This window comes from Pseudomonas sp. MPFS (assembly GCF_022537035.1).
Taxonomy (GTDB): domain Bacteria; phylum Pseudomonadota; class Gammaproteobacteria; order Pseudomonadales; family Pseudomonadaceae; genus Aquipseudomonas; species Aquipseudomonas sessilinigenes.
Genome location: NZ_CP066123.1, coordinates 4279973 through 4305390, shown reverse-complemented (window position 1 = coordinate 4305390; position 25418 = coordinate 4279973). Strand labels below are relative to the sequence as shown.

25 protein-coding genes and 1 tRNA gene are annotated in these 25418 nt (G+C 60.4%); 10 read left to right on the top strand and 16 right to left on the bottom strand.

Annotated features, from left to right (window positions below; all coding sequences use genetic code 11):
* Positions 1 to 3 precede the first annotated feature (3 nt).
* The 7 genes from I9018_RS19610 to I9018_RS19580 all read right to left on the bottom strand — a co-directional run bounded on the left by I9018_RS19610 (position 4) and on the right by I9018_RS19580 (position 7642).
* A complete protein-coding gene (locus I9018_RS19610) occupies positions 4 to 615 on the bottom strand; it encodes a hypothetical protein (protein WP_053130902.1) in 612 nt (203 codons plus the stop codon).
* A 1405-nt stretch (positions 616 to 2020) separates the two neighbouring features.
* Positions 2021 to 3781, bottom strand: a complete 1761-nt coding sequence (locus I9018_RS19605; protein ID WP_241107282.1) for an AIPR family protein — start codon at positions 3779 to 3781, stop codon at positions 2021 to 2023.
* Positions 3782 to 4282: 501 nt separating this feature from the next.
* Complete coding sequence (gene arsH, locus I9018_RS19600) at positions 4283 to 4984, bottom strand: arsenical resistance protein ArsH (RefSeq protein ID WP_241107281.1); 702 nt, start codon at positions 4982 to 4984, stop codon at positions 4283 to 4285.
* Between the two features lie 13 nt (positions 4985 to 4997).
* On the bottom strand, positions 4998 to 5468 hold the full coding sequence (locus I9018_RS19595) for an arsenate reductase ArsC (protein ID WP_241107280.1): 471 nt from the start codon (positions 5466 to 5468) through the stop codon (positions 4998 to 5000).
* Positions 5469 to 5496: 28 nt separating this feature from the next.
* Entirely contained in the window at positions 5497 to 6780 is a 1284-nt protein-coding gene (locus I9018_RS19590) for an arsenic transporter (protein ID WP_241107279.1), read from the bottom strand.
* A 22-nt stretch (positions 6781 to 6802) separates the two neighbouring features.
* On the bottom strand, positions 6803 to 7150 hold the full coding sequence (locus I9018_RS19585; RefSeq protein ID WP_241107278.1) for a metalloregulator ArsR/SmtB family transcription factor: 348 nt from the start codon (positions 7148 to 7150) through the stop codon (positions 6803 to 6805).
* 404 nt (positions 7151 to 7554) lie between these two features.
* Positions 7555 to 7642, bottom strand: a tRNA-Ser gene (locus I9018_RS19580).
* Between the two features lie 123 nt (positions 7643 to 7765).
* Here I9018_RS19580 and I9018_RS19575 point away from each other — a divergent pair.
* Positions 7766 to 8437, top strand: a complete 672-nt coding sequence (locus tag I9018_RS19575; RefSeq protein ID WP_022639478.1) for a Bax inhibitor-1/YccA family protein — start codon at positions 7766 to 7768, stop codon at positions 8435 to 8437.
* An 83-nt stretch (positions 8438 to 8520) separates the two neighbouring features.
* Here the strand turns inward: I9018_RS19575 and I9018_RS19570 are convergent, their stop codons facing one another.
* Positions 8521 to 8958 (bottom strand): Lrp/AsnC family transcriptional regulator, encoded by a 438-nt coding sequence (locus tag I9018_RS19570; protein WP_068581096.1) that lies wholly within the window; start codon positions 8956 to 8958, stop codon positions 8521 to 8523.
* 133 nt (positions 8959 to 9091) lie between these two features.
* Between I9018_RS19570 and I9018_RS19565 the strand changes: the two genes are divergently transcribed.
* The 4 genes from I9018_RS19565 to I9018_RS19550 all read left to right on the top strand — a co-directional run bounded on the left by I9018_RS19565 (position 9092) and on the right by I9018_RS19550 (position 13744).
* On the top strand, positions 9092 to 9985 hold the full coding sequence (locus I9018_RS19565) for a DMT family transporter (RefSeq protein ID WP_241107277.1): 894 nt from the start codon (positions 9092 to 9094) through the stop codon (positions 9983 to 9985).
* Positions 9986 to 10065: 80 nt separating this feature from the next.
* Complete coding sequence (locus I9018_RS19560) at positions 10066 to 10221, top strand: hypothetical protein (RefSeq protein ID WP_164487334.1); 156 nt, start codon at positions 10066 to 10068, stop codon at positions 10219 to 10221.
* Entirely contained in the window at positions 10218 to 12488 is a 2271-nt protein-coding gene (locus I9018_RS19555; RefSeq protein WP_241107276.1) for an FdhF/YdeP family oxidoreductase, read from the top strand. Before I9018_RS19560 ends, I9018_RS19555 begins: the two co-directional genes overlap by 4 nt.
* A gap of 281 nt (positions 12489 to 12769) precedes the next feature.
* Positions 12770 to 13744 carry a Dyp-type peroxidase gene (locus tag I9018_RS19550; RefSeq protein WP_124348002.1) on the top strand — a complete coding sequence of 325 codons (975 nt, stop codon included), beginning with the start codon at positions 12770 to 12772 and terminating at the stop codon, positions 13742 to 13744.
* A 58-nt stretch (positions 13745 to 13802) separates the two neighbouring features.
* Here I9018_RS19550 and I9018_RS19545 read toward each other — a convergent pair whose 3' ends face one another.
* From I9018_RS19545 to I9018_RS19525, 5 genes are all read right to left on the bottom strand, one after another.
* The gene (locus tag I9018_RS19545; RefSeq protein WP_083235762.1) at positions 13803 to 13952 is read right to left on the bottom strand and encodes a DUF2474 domain-containing protein; all 150 of its coding nucleotides are present in this window, start codon (positions 13950 to 13952) and stop codon (positions 13803 to 13805) included.
* The gene (locus tag I9018_RS19540) at positions 13945 to 14094 is read right to left on the bottom strand and encodes a hypothetical protein (RefSeq protein ID WP_241107275.1); all 150 of its coding nucleotides are present in this window, start codon (positions 14092 to 14094) and stop codon (positions 13945 to 13947) included. The genes I9018_RS19545 and I9018_RS19540 overlap by 8 nt, the downstream gene beginning before the upstream one ends.
* Positions 14081 to 15097, bottom strand: a complete 1017-nt coding sequence (gene cydB / locus I9018_RS19535; RefSeq protein ID WP_241107274.1) for a cytochrome d ubiquinol oxidase subunit II — start codon at positions 15095 to 15097, stop codon at positions 14081 to 14083. The genes I9018_RS19540 and cydB overlap by 14 nt, the downstream gene beginning before the upstream one ends.
* 16 nt (positions 15098 to 15113) lie before the next feature.
* On the bottom strand, positions 15114 to 16535 hold the full coding sequence (locus I9018_RS19530; protein WP_022639470.1) for a cytochrome ubiquinol oxidase subunit I: 1422 nt from the start codon (positions 16533 to 16535) through the stop codon (positions 15114 to 15116).
* A 127-nt stretch (positions 16536 to 16662) separates the two neighbouring features.
* Positions 16663 to 18987: an FdhF/YdeP family oxidoreductase gene (locus I9018_RS19525; RefSeq protein ID WP_241107273.1), complete on the bottom strand. Its 2325-nt coding sequence runs from the start codon at positions 18985 to 18987 to the stop codon at positions 16663 to 16665.
* Positions 18988 to 19431: 444 nt separating this feature from the next.
* On the opposite strand from I9018_RS19525, the gene moaA reads away from it, so the two are divergent.
* The 5 genes from moaA to moaE are packed head-to-tail and all read left to right on the top strand — an operon-like array spanning position 19432 to position 22627.
* On the top strand, positions 19432 to 20430 hold the full coding sequence (gene moaA / locus I9018_RS19520) for a GTP 3',8-cyclase MoaA (protein ID WP_241107272.1): 999 nt from the start codon (positions 19432 to 19434) through the stop codon (positions 20428 to 20430).
* A 47-nt stretch (positions 20431 to 20477) separates the two neighbouring features.
* Positions 20478 to 21377 carry a bestrophin family protein gene (locus I9018_RS19515; RefSeq protein WP_241107271.1) on the top strand — a complete coding sequence of 300 codons (900 nt, stop codon included), beginning with the start codon at positions 20478 to 20480 and terminating at the stop codon, positions 21375 to 21377.
* 42 nt (positions 21378 to 21419) lie between these two features.
* Positions 21420 to 21920 carry a cyclic pyranopterin monophosphate synthase MoaC gene (gene moaC, locus I9018_RS19510; protein WP_068581112.1) on the top strand — a complete coding sequence of 167 codons (501 nt, stop codon included), beginning with the start codon at positions 21420 to 21422 and terminating at the stop codon, positions 21918 to 21920.
* Positions 21917 to 22168 (top strand): MoaD/ThiS family protein, encoded by a 252-nt coding sequence (locus I9018_RS19505; protein WP_022639465.1) that lies wholly within the window; start codon positions 21917 to 21919, stop codon positions 22166 to 22168. The genes moaC and I9018_RS19505 overlap by 4 nt, the downstream gene beginning before the upstream one ends.
* A gap of 3 nt (positions 22169 to 22171) precedes the next feature.
* Positions 22172 to 22627, top strand: coding sequence for a molybdopterin synthase catalytic subunit MoaE (gene moaE / locus I9018_RS19500; RefSeq protein WP_068581109.1), 456 nt, complete (start codon positions 22172 to 22174; stop codon positions 22625 to 22627).
* Positions 22628 to 22802: 175 nt separating this feature from the next.
* Here moaE and fdhD read toward each other — a convergent pair whose 3' ends face one another.
* The 3 genes from fdhD to mobA form a co-directional block, all read right to left on the bottom strand.
* A complete protein-coding gene (gene fdhD, locus I9018_RS19495) occupies positions 22803 to 23627 on the bottom strand; it encodes a formate dehydrogenase accessory sulfurtransferase FdhD (RefSeq protein ID WP_241107270.1) in 825 nt (274 codons plus the stop codon).
* A gap of 45 nt (positions 23628 to 23672) precedes the next feature.
* Positions 23673 to 24566, bottom strand: coding sequence for a LysR family transcriptional regulator (locus I9018_RS19490; RefSeq protein ID WP_241107269.1), 894 nt, complete (start codon positions 24564 to 24566; stop codon positions 23673 to 23675).
* Positions 24567 to 24662: 96 nt separating this feature from the next.
* Complete coding sequence (gene mobA, locus I9018_RS19485; RefSeq protein WP_241107268.1) at positions 24663 to 25277, bottom strand: molybdenum cofactor guanylyltransferase MobA; 615 nt, start codon at positions 25275 to 25277, stop codon at positions 24663 to 24665.
* Positions 25278 to 25418: the final 141 nt, after the last annotated feature.

The window sequence follows — 25418 nt, the reverse complement described above, 5'->3', positions numbered from 1 at the left end:
ACCTTACCTGGACTTTTCAGGGTTTTTGTTGTTTAACATTTCATCCAGCTCTTCCATTGGGCTCTTCGGCGGTGCTTGTACCTCCGTGATGATCCCGAGCATTTTCATCTGATCAAATTTACCCAGTGACAACATGCCGTTGAAGACTCGATCTTGGGGATTACATACAAAGGCAAATGTATATAAAAGCGCCTCGTCATCCAACGTATGCCACTCATTGGAGACTTTTAAATCCCGGCGTGCGTAGCTCGTTCGTTCTATTGATGTTCCTTTAAGAAAGCGGGCTCTGTGCTTGGAGCACTGGACTTCAACTGAATAGACATCCGCCAATGGCTTGGATGGGTCAGCGAAGACTTGGTTTACATCTACTGACTGAAGCCCATCCGCCGCTTGACTCCGTGGCGTCATGGACGTGAGATCAGCGACAAACACTATGTTGTTTTTGCCCGTGCCTATGCTATAGACACGCCACCAATCGCCAATGGGGTTCGCTTTGTCAGCTATCGCTGAAGTGGAGGCAGCAAGTAGTAAAGTAATTGGTATGACGTATTTATTTAACTTCAAAAACTCTGGCATGCTGTGTCGTGCCTCCTTGAACATGAATTTGTTATCCATTTACATTAAATCAATCAAGCCAAACAAGCACGCTAAAAAATAGAATTTCTCAACTTAGTATCTCGAGTCAGTGATATTTGCTGGCCAGCACATGCTGCCATGCTCGTAGCGTCTGGCGATTAAATTAAGAAGCAAATTAGCTTCGTTACAATCAAAAAGTAAATAACATATTTCATCGATTGTCATCAACTTCGAGCGTTAAACTACCCAGCCAAACGTCCCTTGTGATACTGCGCGACTAGTCGGAATGTCCGATTGACTGGAATCTCAGAATGGCAGCACTAGTCGGGACTATGATCCCCGTAGGAGGGGGGGAGTCAACTAGCACAAATGTACTAGTTCGAGCGCTTGAAGAAACCCTGGAAAGGACTTCAAGGTTTGGTGAAACACCCACCACGCACAAACGGAGCAGTTGAGTTCCGTTGGAAGAGATGTCCCTGTTGATCAACCTTGGCAAAGAGGGTTATTGCGAACAAGGGTTGATTAGGCGAAAGCCAGCCGAGGTGGGACTGGCCTGCTCGTCTAGGGGATGTGGGCCTTTTTAGTGGTCGCGGTAACCATGCCCCCTACATTTGGCTACTGGTACCGGTCGTGCTGGTAAGCGTATAAGCAGCGCTTAATTATGGGGATTGGGGCATGCCAGGCATCAGCGTATTAACGATTAGCGATCAGCCCGGTTTGCCGAGCGCAGAGTCCAAACAGCCTGGCTTTTGCGGTTGAACTCAGTAAATAAATCGAGCGACTGGGCTTCTGGTGTTCGCGCCTACCATAATGCAATCGGCTACACGCAGGCCCTGCGAGACGCTGAACTTATTACGAATGATACAGAGTTGGCCATGACAGCCTCTCTGGCCGAAGTATGGCAGACGGCTTCGGACCGCTTGAGTGGAAATATGGTGGCGAAAGGCGCATGGGTGACGCGTTCCCACAAAACGGGATCAGCCTGCCGGATTTGATCCACACCGAGTGGCTGATCACTTGGCACACCTCGGACGCGTTATCCTCGCTACCCTGGTTTGCAGATGCCGAACAGGTTGTTGGCTAGAAGCGCAGATGATCTTAGGGCATTTTTAGGGCATAGCGGATACCGCTTTAGGCCTATATAGGCCTTAACTCAGGTGCTACATACTCTAATTTCGTGGCCTTGAGCGGACTACGGTTGATTATGGTCGGGTTCGAATCCCTATCCTCGCTACCCTGGTTTGCATTGGCCGAACTGGTTGTTGGCTAGGGAGGCGAGGTCGTGGGGCAAAAATGGGGCAATCTGTACGCCAATCAATGCCATTTAATGCCAAATGGCGCTATCTCTTACCTTGTCAATAAAGCCCTACAGCCCTTGTTCCTCGGGCTGTAGGGCTTTTTTGCGTTAATACCCGAGCACAATCGGCGTGTACTAGTAGGTTTGTTAAATATGGGGGTCAACTTGGAGTTTGAAAGATTCGACGCCGGGGTTCGGGTTAGATAGAAATGAGGTGTATATGAATGTTTCGAATTCCGTGCTTACTTCCTTTAATGCGTTGTCATTTTGGATGGTTTCGGAAAAGTTCTCGTGATATTTGTTTGCTAGGTATGTTGTGAAGATCTTTACAATTGGAAGCCAGCTTGCAATTAGCTCGTTTATTGTTTTGTTTTTAATGTTGGAGGCGTAAGTTGTAAAGGAGACTTCACTTTTGTTTACCTGCATGCCAAGGATTGAATCTAGGTTGTGCGCAATTAGTGAGATGCAGAAATTCTTAAACTTAAGATACTTGAGGAGTTTTAGTTGACGTTCCTCTATAGCAATCAGGTTGGGTTTTGATTTTAATTCGAGCCGGATTTCATCAATGCTTTTCGAAAGACTGTAAACAAAAAGTATATGTCTTGCTTTTTTTAAGTCAAAACATTTGTTGTGTAGTGATTTCGTCTCAAATATGTAGTTCTTGCCAATATTTCCTGACACGTAATCGCCAGAGAAGGAAATCAGCGAGTTTGCGACCTGCTCAATTCCTAGAGTATTGTTGGGCTCTGAGAAGCCACGTTTCAATGAATAAGGATGTCCGAGTGTTTCGAATTCGGATTGGATTCTTTTCTGCTCTGGAGCGTTGCTATACTGATCCCATGTTGTAATCACGTTTTGCGTGTTGTTGAATCGTACAATACTCTGAACAGTTTCTATGTCAGAACACTTGATAATTCGACACATTACATTTGCTGAGTTCAACGGGAAGCCATCAGAAACAGAGCCGAGAGATCCAGTAGTTTGCGCTCCATTGATGATGGATATTCCATCAACTTCAATAGATTTGTCCCCCTCTTCTCCCTTCAGCCCACGAGTGAGAATAGTTATTCCGTTGTTGAAAACCCAAAAGTTTTCGGGGTTGGTTTCAGCAGTTTTTGTGATGACGGAGTTGATTTTTTTTCGTTTAGATATGCCAAGAAAGCCACGGTAGTTAGCTGAGAACAAGTCCTCGCCAAAATCTGAAAATTGTTTTCTGAGCCATTCACCTGAGACGCTTGTTACAGCAGCTTCCCATTTTGGCCCAGACTCTTTGAATTTCACGCCAAAGGGGATGGTGATACTTTTGTTGATTGCAATAGAGGACTCCTGGGTAGTGTAGAGTCTCTCCAAGGTTTCAAGTCCAAGCTCCTTGGTAACAACTTGGACTTTATCACTTGTCGAGCGTTTGACATGAGTTGCAATAGTCTGTAGCTCTTTGGATGAGTTGGTGGATTCGGGAAGGTTGTGAACATATAGAAGGTGTATCTGGTCAACCTCTTCGTTAATGATCGCATCACGACACTCTCGTACGATTTCTTGCAAGTGGAAAGGGATGTCGTTGAGTTCGCCAGACACAAGCCACGCATAAGCGGTACCTAAGCTTTCCGCTTTTTTAGATGGTGCCGCATTCGTATTCTTTTTTCCATTAGGTGCGAAGTAGCCCTGGCCAACTATGATTCGTTTTGAGTCGGTGTCCAGTTTTAAGAAATCTATATTTTTATCGTTTGCATGATCGGTCAGCGCTTCAGATGCTAACTCTAAAGGATCAGGATGATCCAAATATAAACCCATGGCCCATACAAGATGGGCGTTGCCAGCGCCTAGTCGAGTGATTAATTCTTGATGAGTATTGAATGCTTTCAGGTGAGCAAAGCTTGATTTATTGGCGTCTTTGGCTGGGCTTGGCATTCCTTTTCCCCCGGATGTCTAAAGAGGTTTGAGGGTAAGCAAAGTCAATCTTTTCAGCAAGGTAAGCGGCTATGAACTCTCGACAGGTTTGCTATGGTGATGCCTCACCTGTTCTGCTCGCCCCCACGCATGTATGAAAGGGAAAAGCCTTACTGCGTTAGGGAAAATTTAGGGCAAAACTGAGGCCGCTACAGTCCATTTTTGGCTGCCTGGCATGGCTCAACTTCTGGTAATTGCGGGCCCGGACCGACCTACCAGGTCATAGGAAGGGGTTTAAATCCCTATCCTCGATACCCTGGTTTGCAGTTGCCGAACTGATTGTTGGCAAGAGAGGCGGGGCATGGGGCAATCTGTACGTCAATCAATGCCATTTTTTAATGCCAAGCAACCCCATGTCCAACTGCGTTGAAGAAGCCCTACAGCCCTTGTTCTTCGGGGCTGTGGGCTTTTTGCGTTAATACACGAGCACAATCGGCATGTGCTGCGATGAGCGTCGCAGCTTTAGATCGAGCGCTGGTTAACTCGCGCCGACAACTGTTCGGCGCTCTCCTTTCGTTCTGAGTAGCGATCTACTAGGAAGTCTTGGCGGTCGCGCAGCAGTAAGGTGAACTTCACCAGCTCTTCCATAACGTCGACCACTCGGTCGTAGTAGGCCGAGGGCTTCATACGCCCAGCATCGTCGAACTCCAGGTAGGCCTTGGGCACTGAGGACTGGTTGGGAACAGTGAACATACGCATCCACCGGCCGAGTACGCGCAGTTGATTGACTACGTTGAATGACTGCGAGCCGCCGCAGACCTGCATCACTGCCAGTGTCTTGCCCTGTGTCGGGCGCACAGCTCCGAGTGATAGGGGAATCCAGTCGATCTGGGCCTTGAACACTGCGGACAACGCACCATGGCGCTCAGGGGAGCACCAGACCTGTCCCTCTGACCACTGCACCAGATCGCGCAATTCCTGCACCTTGGGGTGTTCTACCGGAACATCATCAGGCAATGGCAGGCCGGATGGATTGAAGATGCGAATCTCTGCTCCGAAGTGTTCCAGCAGACGGCCAGCTTCCTCTACCAGTAGGCGACTGAAGGAGCGCTCGCGGGTCGATCCGTAGAGCAACAGAATGCGGGGTTTATGCTCGCTGGTGTGGTTGGTTGTTGGCGACTTATCGAACAGTGAAAGGTCGAGATTGGGCAGATGTTCTGACATGGTTTTCTCCTGCTCAAAGAGCGCCGATGCGGTCCAACTCACGCTTGAGTGCATCGCGGTCGAGTGTGTCGAAGGGAAGGGCGAAGAAGGCTTTGCAGCGCAGCTCAATGCGGGCCAGCGTATTGCGGAATGCGGCCTCGATTGATGTTTCATCGCCCACCACGTCGGATGGATCTTCCAATCCCCAATGGCTTTTCACTGCTGGTCCGAAGTAGACCGGGCAGGCTTCACCGGCGGCCTTGTCGCAGACAGTGATGACGATATCTGGCGGGTTGCCTTCGAAGTCGTCGTTACCTTTGCTGCGTAGGCCGGCAGTGGAGATACCGGCTTGCTGCAATGTGGTGAGGCTACGGGGCAGCACCTGACCTTTGGGGAAACTACCGGAACTGACTGCTTCAAATCCTGTGGGGGCCAGGTGGTTGAACAGCGCTTCGGAAAGAATGCTGCGGCAGCTATTGGCCGTGCACATAAATAGGACTCGCATGTAAAGCTCCTCCGCTTCTTGGCGGACGTCAGAGGCTCAGGCGCAGTGCCAGGGCTGAAAGGGTAATCAGTAGAACTGGGAGGGTTAGCAGCGTGCCAACCTTGAAGTAGTAGCCCCAGGTGATACGCATGCCTTTACGTTCCAGCACATGCAGCCAGAGCAAGGTGGCAAGGCTGCCTATAGGGGTGATTTTCGGACCGAGATCACAGCCGATGATGTTGGCGTAGATCATTGCCTCGCGTACAAGACCCTCAGCCCCACTGGTCTGGATCGACAAGGCGCCTACTAGCACGCTGGGCATGTTGTTCATGATCGAGGACAGGAATGCCGAGAGCAGCCCGGTACCGATGGCAGCGCCCCATAAACCCTGTTCGGCCAGCCGGTCGAGCTGTTGGGTGAGCAGATCAGTCAGGCCTGCGTTTTTCAGCCCATAGACCACCAGATACATACCTAGGGAGAAGATCACCACCTGCCAGGGCGCTTCGCGTAGCACTCGGCGGGTTGAGATGCGGTGGCCACGGGCGGCAACGGCAAAGAGGATCGCGGCGCATGCTGCGGCAACCGCGCTGACCGGAATACCCAATGGCTCTAGGGCGAACAGGCCGACGAGCAACACCAGCAGGGTCCACCATCCCACGATAAACGTGGCGCGGTCATGGATGGCTGTTTTGGGTTCCTTCAACGCATCCAGCGCGTAATGGCGTGGGATATCACGACGGAAGAACAGGAACAGCACTATCAACGTGGCCGCAACGCTTGCCAGATTGACTGGCACCATCACCGAGGCGTACTTGGCAAAGCCCAGGTCGAAGTAGTCGGCTGAAACAATGTTCACCAGGTTGGAAACCACCAGAGGCAAACTCGCGGTGTCGGCGATGAAGCCCGCAGCCATGACGAAGGCCAGAGTCGCGGCCGGTGAAAAGCGCAGGGCAAGCAGCATCGACATAACAATAGGGGTGAGGATCAGCGCTGCGCCGTCGTTGGCAAATAGCGCTGATACCGCAGCGCCTAGCAACACACAAAAAGCGAACAAGCGGTAACCGCTGCCGTTTGCCCAGCGCGCGACATGTAAGGCAGCCCATTCGAAGAATCCAGCCTCGTCGAGCAGCAAGCTGATGATGATAACGGCGATGAACGTAGCGGTGGCATTCCAGACGATGGCCCATACGGTGGGTATGTCACTCAGAGAAACAGCTCCGCTGGCCAGGGCGATGCCAGCCCCCAGTGCAGCGCTCCAGCCAACACCAAGGCCCTTGGGTTGCCAGATGACCAGAACGAGGGTGAAAACGAATACGGCGATAGCAATCAGCATGGAAAAACTCGCTCGTTGAAGGTCAGCAGCATGCGGCATCACGAACGGGCCGGCCGTCCATGTTCTGTAGGCGAAGTGTGTTGTCAGCGAGCCACTCGGTATTGGCTTGCAGCGTTACTTGCAGCATCTCCTGTACCCAGGACGGGAGTTCTGGATTGAGACGGTAATACACCCACTGGCCCTGGCGACGATCCAGCAGCAGACCACTGGAGCGCAGTTGTGCCAGATGGCGGCTGATCTTCGGTTGGCTGTCATCGAGGGCACACATCAGTTCGCAAACACAGAGTTCGCCCAGGCTGGCGATGAGCAGAGCCGCACGGGCGCGGGTTTCGTCAGCCAGGTTCTTGAAGAGATCTAGTGGGGTGATCATTGGGGTGGCTCGAATATATGGAAATTCGAATATACGGATATCCATATGTTTATGGCAAGCCGATTTTAGGGCAAAACGGGGCCGCCAAGAGTCGTCTTAGGTTGAGGGCCGACTGACAAGGGCTCGTACTTACGGGCCTTGATCGGCCGATGTAGAAATAGGAAGGGGCTCTAGTAACTGCCGGTCATGGTGTGTGGCAAGACCAGGCCATCCTGAGATTATGAAAATATCGGGTGCCACCGAGGTCGGACCACTGGTCCTAGTATTCTGTCGGCAGCATGTCGCAGGAGGGTGGTTGCGGAAACTAAAGAAATAATGCGGAAACGGTCAGTTGGTGACAGTAGGCGTCCGCGAGCAACAGAAACAAAAAAGCCCTGAATAATCAGGGCTTTATCGTAGAGATTTGGCGGAGGCGTAGAGATTCGAACTCTAGGACCTGTTACAGTCGGCGGTTTTCAAGACCGCTGCCTTAAACCACTCGGCCACACCTCCAGATCGCGTTGCGGGCGCCATAATACCCGAATGAAACACACTGTCAAACTCTCTGCGTCGCGAGTTACAACGCCTCTGTTATCATCCTTGCCACTAAATGTTTCAACCAACAGGAGTGTCGCCATGCGCGAACAGGATTACGCAGTTAACAACGGCGTGCAGGCCGAGCAGCTAGAGGTTAGCCGCGTCCTGCGCAACACTTACGGCTTGCTGGCCCTGACCCTCGCTTTCAGCGGGATCATGGCTTATGTGGCGCAACAGATGCGTGTCGGCTACCCGAACGTCTTCGTCGTGCTGATCGGTTTCTACGGTCTGTTCTTCCTCACCAGCAAACTCCGCGACTCGGTCTGGGGCCTGGTTTCGACTTTCGCCCTGACCGGTTTCATGGGCTTTTTGCTGGGCCCGATCCTCAACCGCTACCTGGGCATGCAGGGCGGCGCTGAAGTGGTCAGCTCGGCCTTCGCCATGACCGCACTGGTGTTCGGCGGCCTGTCGGCCTACGTGCTGATCACCCGCAAGGACATGAGCTTCCTGGGTGGTTTCATCACCGCCGGTTTCTTCGTCCTGATGGGCGCCGTGCTGGCCAGCCTGTTCTTCCAGATCAGCGGCCTGCAACTGGCGATCAGCGCCGGCTTCGTGCTGTTCTCCTCGGTGTGCATCCTGTTCCAGACCAGCGCCATCATCCACGGCGGCGAGCGCAACTACATCATGGCTACCATCAGCCTGTATGTATCGATCTACAACCTGTTCGTCAGCCTGCTGCAGTTGTTCGGTATCATGAGCCGCGACGACTGATCCTCAGTTCCAAGCCTTGAAAAAGCCCGCTTCGGCGGGCTTTTTTATTGCCCGGATTTTCTTGGCCGGAGCAGGGCGGGTGTTCATTCCATGGGCGGTAGGCGGCGCTTGATCGGTGATTTCTTGACGATCGAGGTGTTGGTCTCGGCGTACTGGTTGAGGCGGTCCAGCAGGCTGTCCAGTTGTTCCATGGAGCGCACCTGCAGGCGTGCAAAAAAACAGTCGTCGCCGGTGACCTTGTCGCACTCGGTGAACTCGGGGATCGCCAGGATCTGCCGTTCGACTTCCTGCAGTTTTCCCGGCAAGGGGCGGATGCGCACGATGGCCTGTAATTGATAACCGAGGAATTTGGGGTCGATTTCCAGGGTGTAGGCGCTGATCACGCCACGCTCTTCGAGCCGGCGCAGGCGCTCGGCGACACTGGGGGCGGACAGCCCGCTGATTTGCGCCAGGGCCTTGAGCGAGCGTCGGGAGTCCTGCATCAAGGCACTGATCAGTGCCTGGTCAATAGCATCCAGCATGGCAATCTCGTTAGGTTGATGGGCAGTTTTGCCTTGAAAAAAAAGGTACGGCACGAGTCTAGCCTAGGATTTGCCATGGCAGGCCTTGAAGCACGCTGCGCATAATCTGGCCACTGGTATGAGGAGCCTGATGATGGATGCATTGATTCGTCGCGGATCGCTGGAAATGAGCGCCGCCATGTTGATTTCCGGAACCATTGGCTGGTTCGTCCTGGTCTCGGGGCAACCGGTGCTGGACGTGGTGTTCTGGCGCTGCCTGTTTGGCGCCGCGACCTTGCTGCTGGTCTGCGCTGCCCTGGGTTTGCTGCGCAAGGATATTCTCACGCGCCGGGTCCTGCTGCTGGCGGTGGTCAGCGGCGCGGCGATCGTCGGCAACTGGGTGCTGTTGTTCGGCTCCTATTCCCGGGCCTCGATCGCCATCGGCACTGCGGTGTACAACGTCCAGCCGTTCCTCCTGGTGGGTTTGGCGGCGTTGTTCCTGGGAGAAAAAATCACGGCGCAGAAATTATTCTGGCTGTGCCTGTCGTTCGGCGGAATGCTGGCCATCGTCAGTGCCCATGAAGGGCAGGGCGAGTCTGGCGATGACTACCTGCTGGGGATCGGCCTGGCCCTGGGCGCAGCCTTGCTGTACGCCTTCGCTGCGCTGCTGATCAAACGCCTGAGCGGAACCCCGCCGCATTTGATCGCCCTGATCCAGGTCTGCACCGGCGTATTGCTGCTGGCGCCTTGGGCCAACCTTGGCACGCCACCCCAGGAGGCTAGCGCCTGGGCCAGCCTGCTGGCACTGGGCATCATCCACACGGGACTGATGTACGTGCTGCTGTACGGTGCGATCCAGAAGCTGCCCACGGCGTTGACCGGGGCCTTGTCCTTCATCTATCCGATCGCGGCGATCTTCGTCGATTGGCTGGCGTTCGGTCACCGCTTGGGCTGGCTGCAGTGGCTCGGGGTCGGTGCGATCCTGCTCGCCGCCGCCGGCATGCAGCAGGGCTGGAGCTCGAAGTTGCGACGCAGTGCCTTGCAGTGAGCGGGCCTGCACCGGTCGGCACCTGGCCTTGACAGCCCGGGGCGCAGCGCTAGATTTCAGCATGCGCCGCAACGTTTGCGATGCACTTTCTCTTGATCCAGCCGCCTGGCGATCCGGCCATCCGTGCCTGGATCATTGCCGGGTGCCTGGCCCTGCCTGACGCCGCCCCGGTGGTCGATTACCTGTCATTGCCAACTCGCGCCGCACAGGGCCGGTTGGCCCTGGAGCGATCATGAGCACTCGACGCAAGGTTCCCGGAATCCGCAACTACGATGGTCCCGCCGGTGGCTGGGGCGCGCTCAAGGCCACGGCCACGGCCGTACGCGAGCAGATGGACACCCTCAAGGCCCCCCTGACCCTGATGCGCACCAACCAGCCCGACGGTTTCGATTGCCCGGGTTGCGCCTGGCCGGACAAGGAGCACAAGTCGACCTTCCAGTTCTGCGAGAACGGCGCCAAGGCGGTGACCTGGGAAGCCACCAACAAACGGGTGACGCCCGAGTTCCTGGCCAGCCATCCGGTGGCCTCGCTGTTGCAGCGCTCGGACTATCAGTTGGAGGACCTCGGTCGCCTTACCGAGCCTCTGGTTTACGATCGCGCGAGCGATACTTTCAAGCCGGTGCCCTGGCAGGCCGCCTTCGAGCGCATTGGCCAGGTCCTGCGTGGCCTGAAGCCCGAGCAGGTGGAGTTCTACACCTCGGGCAGGGCCTCCAACGAGGCGGCCTACCTGTACCAGCTGTTTGCCCGGGAATATGGCTGCAACAACTTTCCCGACTGCTCGAACATGTGCCATGAGCCCACCAGCGTCGGTTTGCCCAGGTCCATCGGGATCGGCAAGGGCACGGTATCGCTGGAGGATTTCGATGTTTGCGAGCTGATCATCTCCATCGGCCACAACCCCGGCACCAACCACCCGCGGATGATGGGCACCCTGCATGAGGCGTCACGGCGCAAAGTGCCGATCATGGTCTTCAACCCCTTGCGCGAGCGGGCCCTGGAGCGCTTCGCCGATCCGCAGAACATGGTGGAGATGGCCACCTATGGCTCCACGCGCATCGCCTCCTCGTACTTCCAGGTCAAGGCAGGCGGTGACGCCGCGGCGGTCAAGGGCATCATGAAGGCCTTGTTGGCCCTGGAGCAAAGCCTTGGGCAGGTGCTGGACCGCGACTTCATCGCCCAGCACACCCTGGGCTTCGCTGCCCTGGAGGCCGACCTGCACGCCACCCAGTGGGCGGATATTGAACAGGCCAGCGGCCTCAAGCAGAGCGACCTGGAAATGGTCGCCGCGGCCTATGCCAAGTCCAATGCCACCATCGTCACCTATGGCATGGGCATTACCCAGCACAACGAGGGCACCGCCAATGTGCGGCTGATCTGCGACCTCTTGATGTTGCGAGGCAACCTGGGCAAGCCCGGGGCGGGGATCTGCCCGCTGCGTGGCCACTCCAATGTGCAGGGCAACCGCACCGTGGGCATCACCGAAAAACCCGCGCAGGCGTTCCTCGACAAGCTCGAGCAGGTGTTCGGCTTCAAGCCACCGGCCAGCCATGGCCACGACGCGGTGCAAGCGATGCAGGCGATCATTGCCGGCCAGTCCAAGGCCCTGCTATGCCTGGGGGGCAACTTCGCCGTAGCCCTGCCGGACCCGGGCCAGTGTTTCCCGGCCATGGCCCAGCTCGACCTGAGCGTGCACATCGCCACCAAGCTCAACCGCAGCCATCTGTTGGTGGCCAAGGAAACCTACGTTTTACCCTGCCTGGGCCGCACCGAAATGGACGTGCAGGACGGCATGCGCCAGGCGATCACCGTCGAGGATTCGATGTCCATGGTCCATGCCTCGGCCGGCAAGCTGGCCCCGGCCTCGCAAGCCCTGATGTCGGAACCGGCGATCGTCGCCGGCATGGCCAAGGCGACGCTGACCGCGAGCAAGGTGCCGTGGCTGGAGCTGGTGGCCGACTACGACAAGATCCGCGACCTGATCGAGAAGACCGTGCCTGGCTTTGATGACTACAACGCCAGGATCCGCGTTCCAGGAGGCTTCCGCATGCCCCTGGCGGCGGCCGAGCGCCAATGGCTGACACCCTCGGGCAAGGCCGAGTTCTTCGTCTTCCCCGGCTTGCACGAAGACAAGGAAGTGGATGGCGCCGACGTCCTGCGCCTGGTGACCCTGCGCAGCCACGACCAGTACAACACCACCATCTATGCCCTGGACGATCGCTACCGTGGGGTCTTCGGTCGTCGCGACGTGCTGTTCATCAGCCCGGCGGACCTGGCGGCCCGGGGCCTGGCCCATGGCGACCTGGTGGACATCGAGACGGTGACCGACGGCCGGCGCCTGCGCTACGAGAACATCACCGCCATCGAGTACAAGATCGCCCCGGGCACCGTCGGCGCCTATTACCCCGAGGCCAACCGCCTGGTGCCGCTGGACTACCTGGACGTCGACAGCGGCACGCCGTCCTACAAGTCGGTACCGGTGCGGGTGCTGCGCGCGGGCGTTTAGCCGCCAGGTTGGCCAGCCGATCCCCTTGAAGGTCCTGCGGACCTTGGTGCAGCTTCGCAGGCTCAGCAGCGGCTACAAGTGCTTCGTGTAGCCGCTGCCGCAGGCTGCATACGGGCGCGCAGCGGCCGCCTCTGGATTGGCCAGCCGATCCCCCTGAAGGTCCTGCGGACCTTGGCGCAACTGCGCAGGCTCGACAGCGACCACAGGAGTGGGTGGCTACGGCGCCGCAATCTGCTAATTTCCGTGGGTGATTTTTTCGACCGTAGCCTGTGGAATCCAACATGACGACACCTTCATCCTCGGCCGGGCGCCTGCCCGAGCCCCAAGCTGTCTGCAGCCCCATTACCCGCAGCGCGATCTTCATCGTCGCCACCCTGGCGCCGGGTGCCGAAGCGGCGCAAACCCTGCGCGAGTGGTGCGCCGATGTCGCCGGGCGAGTGCGCTCGGTGGGCAAGCGGGTACCGGCGGGCAACCTGACCTGCGTCTGTGGTTTCGGCTCCGCCGCCTGGGACCGGCTGTTTGGCGGGCCGCGCCCGGCTGCGCTGCATCCATTTCGTGAAGTGGGGGTAGCGGGGCGGCTGGCACCGTCCACCCCGGGCGACCTGCTGCTGCATATTCGCGCCGAACAGATGGACCTGTGCTTCGAACTCGCCACCCAGTTGCTCAAGCCGTTGGGCGCTGCGATCGAAGTGGTGGACGAGGTCCAGGGTTTTCGCTACTTCGACATGCGCAGCATGGTGGGTTTCGTCGACGGCACCGAGAACCCGGTGGGCCGTGAAGCCGTGGACTTCACCCTGGTGGGCGACGAGGACCCGCCGTTCGCCAACGGCAGCTACGTCCTGGTGCAGAAGTACCTGCACAACATGAGCGCCTGGAACGAACTGACCGTTGAGGCCCAGGAACGCATCATCGGCCGGACCAAGCTGGACGACATCGAGCTGGCCGACGGGGTCAAGCCCAGCTGTTCCCACAGCTCCCTGACCACCCTCGAGGAGAACGGCGAAGAGGTGAAGATCCTGCGCGACAACATGCCGTTCGGCCGGCCGGGGGCCGGGGAGTTCGGCACCTACTTCATCGGCTACGCGCGCTCGCCACAGCCGGTGGAGCAAATGCTGGAAAACATGTTTGTCGGGCGGCCGGCGGGCAACTACGATCGCCTGCTGGACTACAGCACGGCAGTGACCGGCGGCTTGTTCTTCGTGCCTTCGGCCGAGCTGTTCGAAGACTTGGCCGAACGCGAGCCAACGCCCCTCTGAACCCACACGCCCCCGACACGCAAGTGCGTGCCGGGGGCGTGTGGGCAGTGGGCCTTGATCAGTGGCTGCGCATGCCCGCGGCTTGCATCAGCAGCCGCAACAACCCGGCCACCAGCCCCAGGCTGACCACGCTGGCCAACCAGATGCCGGCCATCCACAACAGTTGCCGCCACCCCGGAACGGGGCGTGTGACTTGTGTCTTATCCATGGGCCAGCTCCAGGACCAGGGCCGTGCTGCAGGCCAGTGTCAGTATCGCCCCCAGGTACAGCAGGCTCAGTTGTGCCACCTGGCGGTGCAAGGGCAGGCGGGCCAGGGTTTCGTGCAGGGTTGGGTTCTCAGTGGTAGCCATCGCCGATCCTCACTTTGCCGCGGAACACGTAGTAGCTCCAGCAGGTGTACATCAGGATGATCGGCAGGATGAACAGCGTGCCGATCAGGATGAACAACTGGCTGGTCAGGGGCGAGGCCGCTTCCCACAGGCTGATGGACGGCGGCACGATGTTCGGCCAGATACTGAAGGCCAGGCCGATGTAGCCCAGGAACACCAGCACCAGGGTGAACACGAACGGCCAGTGCGAATGATGCTGGCGCAAGGTTCCGAGCAAGCCCCAGAACGCCAGCAGGCCCAGCACCAGCAGCGCGCCGAAGATCACGATATGGGCGTGGCCGAACCAGCGGGTGGCAATCTCCGGATGCAGCATGGGGGTCCACACGCACAGCACCGCGATCACCGCCGTCAGGGCGAACGCCAGGGGCCGGGTGTAGTGGCGCATGCGTGCTTCGAGCATGCCTTCGGTCTTGACCAGCAGCCAGGTGCTGCCCAGCAGCGCATAGGCCACCACCAGGCCCAGGCCGCAGAACAGCGGGAAGGGCGCCAGCCAGTCCAGGGCGCCGCCGGCGAACTGGCGATCGACCACCGGGATGCCGCTGATATAGGTGCCGATCACGATGCCCTGGCACAGGGTCGCCAGCAGCGAGCCGCCGATGAAGGCCAGGTCCCAGATAGGCCGCTTCTCGGGGCTGGCCTTGAAGCGGAACTCGAAGGCCACGCCACGAAAGATCAGCCCCGCCAGCATGAACACCAGCGGCAGGTACAACGCCTCGAGGATCACCGAATAGGCCAGCGGGAAGGCGCCGTACAGCGCCGCGCCGCCGAGCACCAGCCAGGTCTCGTTACCGTCCCAGACCGGGGCCACGGTGTTCATCATCACGTCCCGTTCCCGGGCATCGGGGATCAGCGGGAAGAGAATGCCGAGCCCCAGGTCGAAGCCGTCCATGATCACGTACATCATCACCCCGAAGGCAATGATGACGCCCCAGATCAACGATAGATCTATGCCTTGAATAGCCATGATCGTTTCCCTTGTTTCAGTTGTGGTGATCGCCGGACGCGAACGTCTCGGAGATGGCGGACAGCGGACGACGCGGGGTCGGTTCCTGGGCCGGCGTGGCTTCTGGCAGGTGCTCGTGGTGGGGCTGCGGGCCCTTGCGCACCAGCTTCATCATGTAGCCGATGCCCACGGCGAATACCGAGAAGTAGATCAGTACGAACAACGCCAGGGACACGCTCAGCTGCATCACGCTGTGGTTGGACGCGGCATCGCTGGTACGCAGCAGGCCGTAGACCACCCAGGGCTGGCGACCGACTTCGGTGGTGATCCAGCCCGCCAGCATGGCGATCAGCCCGGTGGGGCCCATCAGCAGGACCAGGCGCAGGAACCAGCGATTGCGGTACAGCGCGCCGCTGCGCCGCAGCAGCAGGCCCAGCACCCCGGTGAGGATCATCAGCATGCCGAGCCCGGCCATGATGCGGAAACTGAAGAACACGATGGCCGAGTTGGGTCGGTCTTCCTTGGGGAAGCTCTTGAGCGCAGGGATCTGCTTGTCCAGGCTGTGGGTCAGGATCAGGCTGCCCAGGTACGGTACCTCCAGGGCGTAGTCGGTCTTTTCGCTGTCCATGTTGGGCAGGCCGAACAGCACCAGGGGCGAGGGCTCGTCACCGTGGTTTTCCCAGTGCCCTTCGATGGCGGCGATCTTCGCCGGCTGGTGTTCCAGGGTATTGAGGCCGTGGGCATCGCCGACCACCGCCTGGATCGGCGCGACGATCAGCGCCATCCACAGCGCCATCGACAGCATCTTGCGCACTTGCGGCGTGTCGTTGCCGCGCAGCAGGTGCCAGGCGCCGGAGGCCCCGACGAAGAACGCCGTGGAGACGAACGCGGCGATGGCCATGTGCGCCAGGCGGAAGGGGAACGACGGGTTGAAGACGATCGCCAGCCAGTCCATGGGCATGATCCGCCCATCGACGATGGAGAAGCCCTGGGGCGTCTGCATCCAGCTGTTGGAGGCCAGGATCCAGAAGGTCGAGATCAGGGTGCCGATGGCCACCATCACCGTGGAGAAGAAGTGCAGCCCGCGGCCGACCCGGTTCCAGCCGAACAGCATGACCCCGAGGAAACCCGCTTCGAGGAAGAACGCGGTGAGTACCTCGTAGGTCAGCAGGGGGCCGGTGATGCTGCCGGCGAAGTCCGAGAAACGACTCCAGTTGGTGCCGAACTCATAGGCCATGACCAGTCCGGAGACCACGCCCATGCCGAAGTTGACGGCGAAGATCTTCGACCAGAAGTGATACAGGTCCTTGTAGGTGTTGTTGTGGGTCTTGAGCCAAAGCCCTTCGAGCACGGCCAGGAAACTGGCCAGGCCGATAGTGATGGCCGGGAAGATGATGTGGAACGAGACCGTGAACGCGAACTGGATGCGCGCCAGGTCCAGTGCCTGTAGATCAAACATGACGATACCCTCGTAAAGGCTGGATGCCGTGCAGCCGCCGCCCGTTCGCCGCGAATCGCAAGGGTTCGCGCTACGGGGGCGGGGGCTGCGAGTGGAGGCCGGGGCGGTGTGCCGACCCCGGGCCCGGTCAGACGCCGACGGACTGGATCAGGTTGCTGGCCTGGGCCGCCTCCAGGCGGATGGCGATGAACTTGGAAGTCGGCGTATAGGTGCGGTCGCCGTAGCTCTCCAGTGGCACCAGGGGGTTGGTCTCCGGGTAGTAGGCGGCGGCCTGGCCGGCGGGGATGTCATAGGCGATCAGGGTGAAGCCACTGACCCGGCGCTCGCGGCCGTCTTCCCACAGGGACACGATGTCCACCTTCTGCCCCGGCTCGTAGCCCAGCTTGCGGATGTCCTGTTCGTTGGCGAACAGCACCTCGCGCATGCCATAGACCCCGCGATAGCGATCGTCCAGGCCGTACAGGGTGGTGTTGTACTGGTCGTGGGAACGCATGGTCTGCAGGATCAGCTGCGGCTGCTCCTTGAGCTTGCGCACCCCGGGGTTGACCAGGTCCGCGGGCAGTTCGCTGGGGGTGAACCGCGCCTTGCCGGTGGCGGTGTTCCAGCGCCGGTCGGCCGCATCGTTGCCCAGGTGGAAGCCGCCGGGGTTGAGCAGCTTGAGGTTGAAGTCGCTGAAGCCCGGGATGGTATCGGCGATCAGGTCGCGGATGCGCCCGTAGTCTTCGATCACCCACAGCCAGTCGATGGGACGCGGGCCCAGGGTAGCGTTGGCGATGCCGGCGATGATCGCCGGTTCCGAGCGCAGGTGCGCCGACTTGGGCCGCAGTTGGCCATGGGAGATGTGCACCATGCTGAAGGTGTCTTCCACGGTGACGCCCTGGGGACCGTTGGCCTGGATATCGATATCGGTACGGCCCAGACACGGCAGGATCAGCGCCTCGCGACCGGTCACCAGGTGGCTGCGGTTGAGCTTGGTGGCGATGTGCACGGTGAGCTCGCAGTTGCGCAGGGCGGCGTGGGTGCGAGGGGTGTCCGGGGTCGCCTGGGCGAAGTTGCCGCCCAGGCCGATGAACACCTTGGCCTTGCCCTGTTCCATGGCCGAGATCGCCATCACCGTGTTGTGGCCGTGCTCCCGTGGCGGCTTGAAGCCGAAGCGCGCCTCCAGGGCGTCCAGCAACTCGGTAGGCGCCAGTTCGTTGATGCCCATGGTGCGGTCGCCCTGCACGTTGCTGTGGCCGCGCACCGGCGACAGGCCGGCGCCCGGGCGGCCGATGTTGCCGCGCAGCAACAGCACGTTGATCACTTCCTGGATGGTCGGCACCGAATGGGTGTGCTGGGTCAGGCCCATGGCCCAGCACATGATCACGCGCTTGGCCTTGCGATACATGCGGGCGGCCAGTTCGATATCGGCCAGGGACAGGCCGGATTGCTCGACGATGTGGCTCCAGGACGTGGCATCGACCTCGGCCAGGTAGCTGTCCAGGCCCGAGGTGTGTTCGGCGATGAAGGCCCGGTCGAACACCGCTTCGCCATGGCTGGCCAGGGCTTCACGCTCCCAGCGCAGGAGGAACTTGGCGATGCCGCGAAAGGCCGCCATGTCGCCGCCCAGGGCCGGACGGAAATAGGCCGAGGAGGTGGGCTCGGAGCCGTTGGTGAGCATCTCCAGCGGGTGCTGCGGATGCTGGAAGCGTTCCAGGCCACGCTCCTTGAGCGGGTTGAAGCAGATTACCTGGGCACCGCGCTTGACCGCCTCGCGCAGCGGTTCGAGCATCCGCGGATGGTTGGTGCCGGGGTTCTGGCCGATGACGAAGATCGCGTCGGCCTGCTCCAGGTCGTGGAACACCACGGTGCCCTTGCCCACCCCGACGCTCTCGAACATGCCCACGGCGCTGGCTTCATGGCACATGTTCGAGCAGTCGGGGAAATTGTTGGTGCCGTAGGCGCGCACGAACAGCTGGTAGAGGTAGGCCGCTTCGTTGCTGGCCCGGCCCGAGGTGTAGAACTCGGCCTGGTTCGGCGAGTCCAGGCCCTTGAGGTGGCTGGCGATCAGGTCGAAGGCCTCGTCCCAGGTGGTTTCCACATAGCGGTCCTGGGTGGCGTCGTAGCGCATCGGATGGGTCAGGCGGCCCTGGTATTCGAGCCAGTAGTCGCTCTGCGCGGCCAGGGCCGAGACCGTGTATTTATTGAAGAATGCCGGGTTCACCAGGCGCCCGGTGGCTTCCCAGTTGACCGCCTTGGCGCCGTTCTCGCAGAACTTGACCATGCCGTTTTCCGGCGACTCGCCCCAGGCGCAGCCCGGGCAGTCGAAACCGCCGTTCTGGTTGGTCTTGAGCATGGCGCGGATGTTCTTGAAGGCGTTCTCGCTGCCCAGCCAGTTGCGGGTCACCGCCATCAGTGCCCCCCAACCGGCGGCCGCGCCCTTGTAGGGTTTGTATCGATCAACTTCGCTCATGATATTTCTCCAATACATCGCACGCAGGGAACCGCCCGACATTCAATGGATGTCGATAGTTTCTTACTGCTCAGGCTAAATGCGATTTTGCTGGGACGGGTTATAAGCCCCGTTGTGTTTGTTTGCGTGGAGTAACTTTCGCGACCTTTTTCGGGCCACGAATAAAGCCTATTCGGCGTCCGTGCAGGCTGTCTAATCGCAATTAATGACCAGTTGATCGAGAACCTCTATCAGGGTATTAATTCATTAAAAATCAATGTATTGAGTGAGTTATCTTGATGGTTTTGCGCTTGATAGATGTTTTTGATCAACCAGTTGTTAATAGCGATTGGACGGACTTTTGAATGGCTCTTAATCTTGCCGCCAATCACTCGCGACAAGCGCGGATGCACTGTCGGAGTTCAACTAATATTCAATGAGTTCGCATCGGCGACAGAGGCGGTGATGGCAGATCAAGTATTGGTGGATGGCTTTGCTCGCCGGGTCGACTATCTGCGCATGTCGGTGACTGACCGTTGCGATTTTCGTTGCGTGTATTGCATGGCCGAGGATATGCAGTTCCTGCCGCGCCAGCGCATCCTGACCCTGGAAGAGCTGTACCAGCTGGCCGAGCGTTTCGTCGCCCTGGGCACCCGCAAGATCCGCCTGACCGGTGGCGAGCCGCTGGTGCGTTCCGGGGTGGTCGAGCTGTGTCGGCGCATTGCGCGGCTGCCGGGCCTGCGCGAGCTGTGCATGACCACCAACGGCTCACAACTGGGCAAGCTGGCCGCGCCCTTGTTCGATGCCGGGGTCAAGCGCCTGAACATCAGCCTGGACAGCCTCGACCCGCAGCTGTTCCGCCAACTGACCCGCACCGGCGAGCTGTCCCAGGTGTTGGCCGGGATCGATGCGGCGAACGCCGCTGGTTTTACCCGCACCAAACTCAACTGCGTGGTGATGAAGGGCCGCAACGACCACCAGATCAACGACCTGGTGGCCTTCGCCATCGACCATGGCCTGGACATCTCCTTCATCGAGGAGATGCCCCTGGGCGCCATCAGCGAACACAGCCGCAGCGATGCCTTCTTCTCCAGCGCCCAGGTGCGCGAGCGCATCGCCGAGCGCTACACCCTGATGGAGTCGGCGGAATCGACCCAGGGGCCGTCGCGCTACTGGCGCCTGGCCGAGGCACCGCAGATCCGCCTGGGCTTCATCTCGCCCCACAGCCACAACTTCTGCGGCACCTGCAACCGCGTGCGGCTGACCGTGGAAGGGCGCTTGCTGCTGTGCCTGGGCAACGAACACTCGATGGACCTCAAGGCCGTGCTGCGTGCCCACCCGGGTGATACCCAGCGCCTGGAACAGGCCATCGTCGAGGCCATGAAGCTCAAGCCCTATCGCCATCACTTCGAGCTCAACGATGAGGTGCAGGTAGTGCGCTTCATGAACATGACCGGTGGCTGACCGGCCCCATCCCTTGCTTGCCCGAATCGTCCAGAGGCCGTCCTTCGATGATCGTCAGATCCAAACCCAACCTGCTCGGCGTGCTGTTTTCGCTCAAGGGCTCGATCGCCAAGCGCATCGCCCTGCGCAGCCTGCTGGTGACCCTGCTGGCTGCCGCCATCGTGTTGATCGAGACCCTGCACCCGGCGTTCTTTTCCAAGGTCAACGCCACGCCCTTCACCTTGCTCGGGCTGTCGCTGTCGATCTTCATGAGCTTTCGCAACAACGCCTGCTATGACCGCTGGTACGAGGCGCGCAAGGCCCTGGGCAGTATCGTCACGGACGTGCGCTCGCTGATCCGCGAGACCCAGGTGATCGGCGATGCCCAGGAGCGCGGGGCGATCCTGCGCAACCTGTGTGGTTTCGCCCATGCCCTCAAGGCCCGGCTGCGCCAGGAGGACGAGCTGGGGGCCGCGGGCACCTGGCTCAGCCAGCTGCCGCCGGCGGCGACCCCGAACGTCAGCGACAACGTACTGCGCCTGGTCTCTAGCCAGTGTTCGGGCCTGGCCGAATCGGGCCGCCTGAGCGAGTGGCGCTACATGCTGATCGCCAACCTGCTGGCGGGCATGACCACGGCGCAGACCACCTGCGAGCGGATCAAGGCCACGCCGTTGCCGTTTCCCTACACCTTGCTGCTGCACCGCACCAGCTACATGTTCTGCATCCTGCTGCCCTTTGCCATGGCCGAGCCTCTGGGCTGGCTGACACCGATCTTCACCGCCATCGTCAGCTACACCTTCTTTGGCCTGGACGCCATCGGCGACGAGCTGGAAGACCCTTTCGGTCGTGACGAAAACGACCTGCCCCTGGACGCCATCGTGCGCAACATCGAGCGCGAGATCCTCGATGCCCTGGGAGCCACCGAACTGCCGCCGGTACTCGAACCGGTGGACTACGTCCTGAGCTGACCCGCCCCGGGTCGCCAGGCTTTCCCTTGCCTGAGGTTGAACATGAACGACGCTGTCGCCAGTCCCGCGTTGACCCACCTGGACGCCCAGGGCCGGGCCAACATGGTGGATGTCACCGCCAAGCCCGCCACCGACCGTGAGGCCCTGGCCGAGGCCTGGGTGCGGATGCACCCGGCCACCCTGCAATTGCTGGAGGACAACGGCCATCCCAAGGGCGACGTGTTCGCCGTGGCCCGGATCGCCGGGATCATGGCGGCGAAGAAGACCCACGAGCTGATCCCCCTGTGCCACCCCTTGCTGCTCACCAAGGTCAGCGTCGAGCTCGCCGCGGCGCCGCCGGATCGGGTGCGAATCACCACCCGTTGCCGGCTCAACGGTGCCACCGGGGTCGAGCTGGAGGCGATGACCGCCGCCAGCGTCGCCGCCCTGACCATCTACGACATGTGCAAGGCGGTGGATCGCGGCATGGTCATCGAGGGCGTGCGGCTACTGGAGAAGCACGGCGGCAAGTCCGGTTCATTCATCGCGGGAGAGCAGCCATGATCCTCATCAACTACTTTGCCCGCTACCGCGAACAGCTGGGCAGCGGCGGCGAGAAGCTGGCGCTGCATGCCGAGCTGCGCACGGTTGGCGATGTGCGCCGGTTGCTCATGGCCCGGGACGAGAACTGGGCCCGGGTACTGGGGGAGAACAGCCTGATGTGCGCGCTGAACCAGGACCTGTGCAAGCTCGACGCGCCCATCGAGGACTTCGACGAGATCGCCTTCTTTCCGCAAGTGACGGGGGGCTGAGGCATGGGTATCCAGGTCCAGCAACAGGCCTTCAGCCTCGATGCCTTGAATACCGCCCTGCAGGCTGGCGATCCGGCAGTGGGGGCGGTGGTGACCTTCGTCGGCTACGTCCGCGACCTGAACCTGGGGCAGGCGGTGCAGAGCCTGTTCCTCGAGCATTACCCGGGCATGACCGAGCGCTCCTTGCGGGGCATCGTGGCACAGGCCGAGCAGCGCTGGCCGCTGCTGCGGGTCGAGCTGGTGCATCGGGTCGGGCTGCTGCGGGTTGGCGAGCCGATCGTCTACGTCGGTGTGGCCAGCGCCCATCGCCAGGCCGCTTTCGAGGCCTGTGACTTCATCATGGATTACCTGAAGACCCGTGCGCCGTTCTGGAAGCGCGAAGTCACCGACAGCGGCGAACATTGGGTCGAAGGCCGTGCGAGCGACCAGCAGGCCGCCAGCCGCTGGCAGCAACCCTGAGCACCTGCGGTAGATCTGGAACCGACTTTGGGTGGCGAGGGCGCTCGCTGCCGCTCGGCAGCGCAGGCCGTAAACCCGAATCCTCGCTATACCTGATCGAGCGCCTGCCCAAGCGGATGGCAAGGCTGCGCCTTGCAGCGCGAGCAACTTCCCGCGCCACAGAAATGCCGTGCGGTCACACCGGGCTGTAGATCCGTGGCGGGCTGCGGTGGGGGACGTGGATCAGGTTGAGGTGGTGCTTGTTGGCCCACTGCACGGTCAGGGCGGTGGGCGCCGAGAGGCTGACCAGGGTGCCCAGGCGTGCCCGCACGGCCTTGTGGATCAGCTCCAGGCTGCAGCGGCTGGTGACCACGGTAAAGCCCAGGCGCGTATCGATCCCGGCGTGGAGCAGGGCGCCGATCAGCTTGTCCAGGGCGTTATGGCGGCCGATGTCTTCCTGGCACAGGCGTACCTCTCCCTGTTCATCGAAGTACAGCGCCGCATGCAGGGCGCCACTGCTGCGGGCCATGAGCTGGGCTTGCTCGATGCGCTCGCGCAGGCCCTGCAGGTGTTCCACCGGCGGCAGTGGCGTCGGTTCCAGCACCTGTAGCTGGGGCAGGGCCTGCTCCAGGGCCTCGACTCCACACAAGCCGCAGCCGCTGGTCCCGGCCAGTTGCCGGCGATGGTCCTTGAGGGCCCAGAAGGCCCGGCTGGAAATCTGCACGTCGGCCTGGCAGGCCTGGGGGAAATGGCTCAGGCGGATGTCGTAGATCTCGTCCAGGCCGGTGACGATATCGTTGGTGATGCTGAAGCCGCGGATGAAATCCTCCAGGTTGCCCGGAGACACCATCATCACTGCCTGGCTCAGGCCGTTGTAGGTGATGGCCAGGGCGGTCTCGGCGGCCAGGGGCGCATGGGCCTCTTGCGGCGAGCCGTATTCGCGATAGGCCACGCTCTGCGGCGCCGGGGCCGGTGCGTTGGCCTCGGGCTGTTGATCCGCTTGTTCGATCCGGCAAACCATGCATCCACCTCTTGCTACTGGTGCACCCGCAGGCGCGCTAAACGGTCATTCGCCCTTGATCGCAAACAGCTTGCGAGCTTCGGCGAAACACTTCTCGGCAATCGCCGACCGTGGTTCGGTCTTGCGCATCACCATGCCCAGGGGCGCCAGTACGCTGGCGTCGGGCAGGTTGATGAAGGCCAGGTTCTCGATCGGAGAATCCAGGCCGCTGTCCAGGGGCATGATCGAGCAGCAGAAGCCTTCGTGGATGGCCTGGAACAGCTGGTAGGTCGAATCGCTTTCCAGGATCGGCTGCGGGTTGAGGCCGCGGCTGCGGAAACTCAAGTCGATGGACTTGCGATAGTGCATGCCGGTGCTGAGCATGCCCAGTGGCAGTTCGGCGGCATCTTCCCAGCTCATCTCGTTGCCTTCGAAATGAAAGTGCCGGGTGTCGTACAGCAGGCCGACCCGAGTCTCGCCGATCTCGAAGAAATCCAGGTAGTTGGGATTGACGTGGTCCAGGTAGCAGACCCCCAGGTCCAGCTGGTTGTTGCCGATCTCCTCGATGATGCGGTCGGAGCTTGCGGACGACAGGCTGAACTTGAGCTCGGGAAAACTCGCCGACAGCTTCTGCACGTAGCCGATGGGGTTGAAGCCGCTCAGGGGCACCAGGCCCAGGCGCAGGTTACCCACCAGTTGCCCGCGGCAGGCGGCGGCTTCGGCGAACAGCCCGTCGTGGGCGGCGAGCAGGGTCTTGGCCCAGGCCAGCACCCGTTCGCCGGCCTCGGTGAAACCCTCGAAACGCTGGCCCCGGGTCACCAGGATCAGGTCCAGCTCGTCCTCCAGGTTGCGCAGGCGCATGGACAAGGTCGGCTGGGTGATGTGGCAGCGCGCGGCAGCCTGGCCGAAGTGGCGGGTCTGTTCCAGCGCGATCAGAAACTTCAGTTGCTTGATGTCCACAATGGCACCTGTCGTGGGAGGGTCGTCGTCAGTATTAACGCAGAGGTTCAAGCTGTGGGAAGACCCGAAGATCGTCCCGGGCTGTTCCGCCGGCCTTCAGGCCGGGGAGCCGGGGGGTGTTTCAGACAGTAGTTCAGGGCTGTTGAAATTGCTCAGCCGGGGATCGTCGGCAGCGCAGTGCAGGGGCGTCAGGCCCTGTACGCGCAGGGCCCGCAGCAAGCTGCGCTCGCCCTGGTCCCAGGCCTGGCGTAGATCGCCCAGCAGCCGCGTCGGCAACAGGCTGAACATGGGTTGCCATTGGCCGTCCTGCTGCACCATCACCGGTTGTTCGCCCGCGCTGCGGGCTTGCCACAGGGCTTCGATCAAGGCGCCATCGATGCATGGCGCATCGCAGGCCAGCACCAGCAGCCAGGGGTGCCGGGCCTGGGCCAGGCCCGCCAGGACACCGGCCAGCGGGCCGGGAAAATCCTGCTGGGCATCGGCCACCAACTGATCGGCGTAGGGCCGATACTGCTCGGCGTTGCGGTTGCAGGAAATGATCAGGTCGTCGCTCAAGGGCCGCACCACGTCGTGCACATGGGCAATCAGCGGCTGGCCGCGCCAGGGCACCAGGCCCTTGTCCCGACCGCCCATGCGCAATCCGCGCCCGCCTGCCAGCAGCAGGATCGAGCAGGGCAGGGGAGTGGCGCTGGCAGGTCGGGTCGGGGTCATGGGTCACGGGCATGTCAGGTCGATGGCGGGCACGATCTCATTGTCTGTCCGCGGCGTCCAATCGGAACATTCGAATGGCTGATCGATCTGGCTTATCAGGCCCTGGCACGGGCCTGGCGACGATAGAGCGGGTCGATAATC

What these genes read in the sequence shown, in the direction of transcription:
- I9018_RS19610 (WP_053130902.1), bottom strand. Translation starts at nt 615, where the DNA reads ATGGATAACAAATTCATGTTCAAGGAGGCACGACACAGCATGCCAGAG.
- I9018_RS19605 (WP_241107282.1), bottom strand. Translation starts at nt 3,781, where the DNA reads ATGCCAAGCCCAGCCAAAGACGCCAATAAATCAAGCTTTGCTCACCTG.
- arsH (WP_241107281.1), bottom strand. Translation starts at nt 4,984, where the DNA reads ATGTCAGAACATCTGCCCAATCTCGACCTTTCACTGTTCGATAAGTCG.
- I9018_RS19595 (WP_241107280.1), bottom strand. Translation starts at nt 5,468, where the DNA reads ATGCGAGTCCTATTTATGTGCACGGCCAATAGCTGCCGCAGCATTCTT.
- I9018_RS19590 (WP_241107279.1), bottom strand. Translation starts at nt 6,780, where the DNA reads ATGCTGATTGCTATCGCCGTATTCGTTTTCACCCTCGTTCTGGTCATC.
- I9018_RS19585 (WP_241107278.1), bottom strand. Translation starts at nt 7,150, where the DNA reads ATGATCACCCCACTAGATCTCTTCAAGAACCTGGCTGACGAAACCCGC.
- I9018_RS19575 (WP_022639478.1), top strand. Translation starts at nt 7,766, where the DNA reads ATGCGCGAACAGGATTACGCAGTTAACAACGGCGTGCAGGCCGAGCAG.
- I9018_RS19570 (WP_068581096.1), bottom strand. Translation starts at nt 8,958, where the DNA reads ATGCTGGATGCTATTGACCAGGCACTGATCAGTGCCTTGATGCAGGAC.
- I9018_RS19565 (WP_241107277.1), top strand. Translation starts at nt 9,092, where the DNA reads ATGGATGCATTGATTCGTCGCGGATCGCTGGAAATGAGCGCCGCCATG.
- I9018_RS19560 (WP_164487334.1), top strand. Translation starts at nt 10,066, where the DNA reads ATGCACTTTCTCTTGATCCAGCCGCCTGGCGATCCGGCCATCCGTGCC.
- I9018_RS19555 (WP_241107276.1), top strand. Translation starts at nt 10,218, where the DNA reads ATGAGCACTCGACGCAAGGTTCCCGGAATCCGCAACTACGATGGTCCC.
- I9018_RS19550 (WP_124348002.1), top strand. Translation starts at nt 12,770, where the DNA reads ATGACGACACCTTCATCCTCGGCCGGGCGCCTGCCCGAGCCCCAAGCT.
- I9018_RS19545 (WP_083235762.1), bottom strand. Translation starts at nt 13,952, where the DNA reads ATGGATAAGACACAAGTCACACGCCCCGTTCCGGGGTGGCGGCAACTG.
- I9018_RS19540 (WP_241107275.1), bottom strand. Translation starts at nt 14,094, where the DNA reads ATGGCTACCACTGAGAACCCAACCCTGCACGAAACCCTGGCCCGCCTG.
- cydB (WP_241107274.1), bottom strand. Translation starts at nt 15,097, where the DNA reads ATGGCTATTCAAGGCATAGATCTATCGTTGATCTGGGGCGTCATCATT.
- I9018_RS19530 (WP_022639470.1), bottom strand. Translation starts at nt 16,535, where the DNA reads ATGTTTGATCTACAGGCACTGGACCTGGCGCGCATCCAGTTCGCGTTC.
- I9018_RS19525 (WP_241107273.1), bottom strand. Translation starts at nt 18,987, where the DNA reads ATGAGCGAAGTTGATCGATACAAACCCTACAAGGGCGCGGCCGCCGGT.
- moaA (WP_241107272.1), top strand. Translation starts at nt 19,432, where the DNA reads ATGGCAGATCAAGTATTGGTGGATGGCTTTGCTCGCCGGGTCGACTAT.
- I9018_RS19515 (WP_241107271.1), top strand. Translation starts at nt 20,478, where the DNA reads ATGATCGTCAGATCCAAACCCAACCTGCTCGGCGTGCTGTTTTCGCTC.
- moaC (WP_068581112.1), top strand. Translation starts at nt 21,420, where the DNA reads ATGAACGACGCTGTCGCCAGTCCCGCGTTGACCCACCTGGACGCCCAG.
- I9018_RS19505 (WP_022639465.1), top strand. Translation starts at nt 21,917, where the DNA reads ATGATCCTCATCAACTACTTTGCCCGCTACCGCGAACAGCTGGGCAGC.
- moaE (WP_068581109.1), top strand. Translation starts at nt 22,172, where the DNA reads ATGGGTATCCAGGTCCAGCAACAGGCCTTCAGCCTCGATGCCTTGAAT.
- fdhD (WP_241107270.1), bottom strand. Translation starts at nt 23,627, where the DNA reads ATGGTTTGCCGGATCGAACAAGCGGATCAACAGCCCGAGGCCAACGCA.
- mobA (WP_241107268.1), bottom strand. Translation starts at nt 25,277, where the DNA reads ATGACCCCGACCCGACCTGCCAGCGCCACTCCCCTGCCCTGCTCGATC.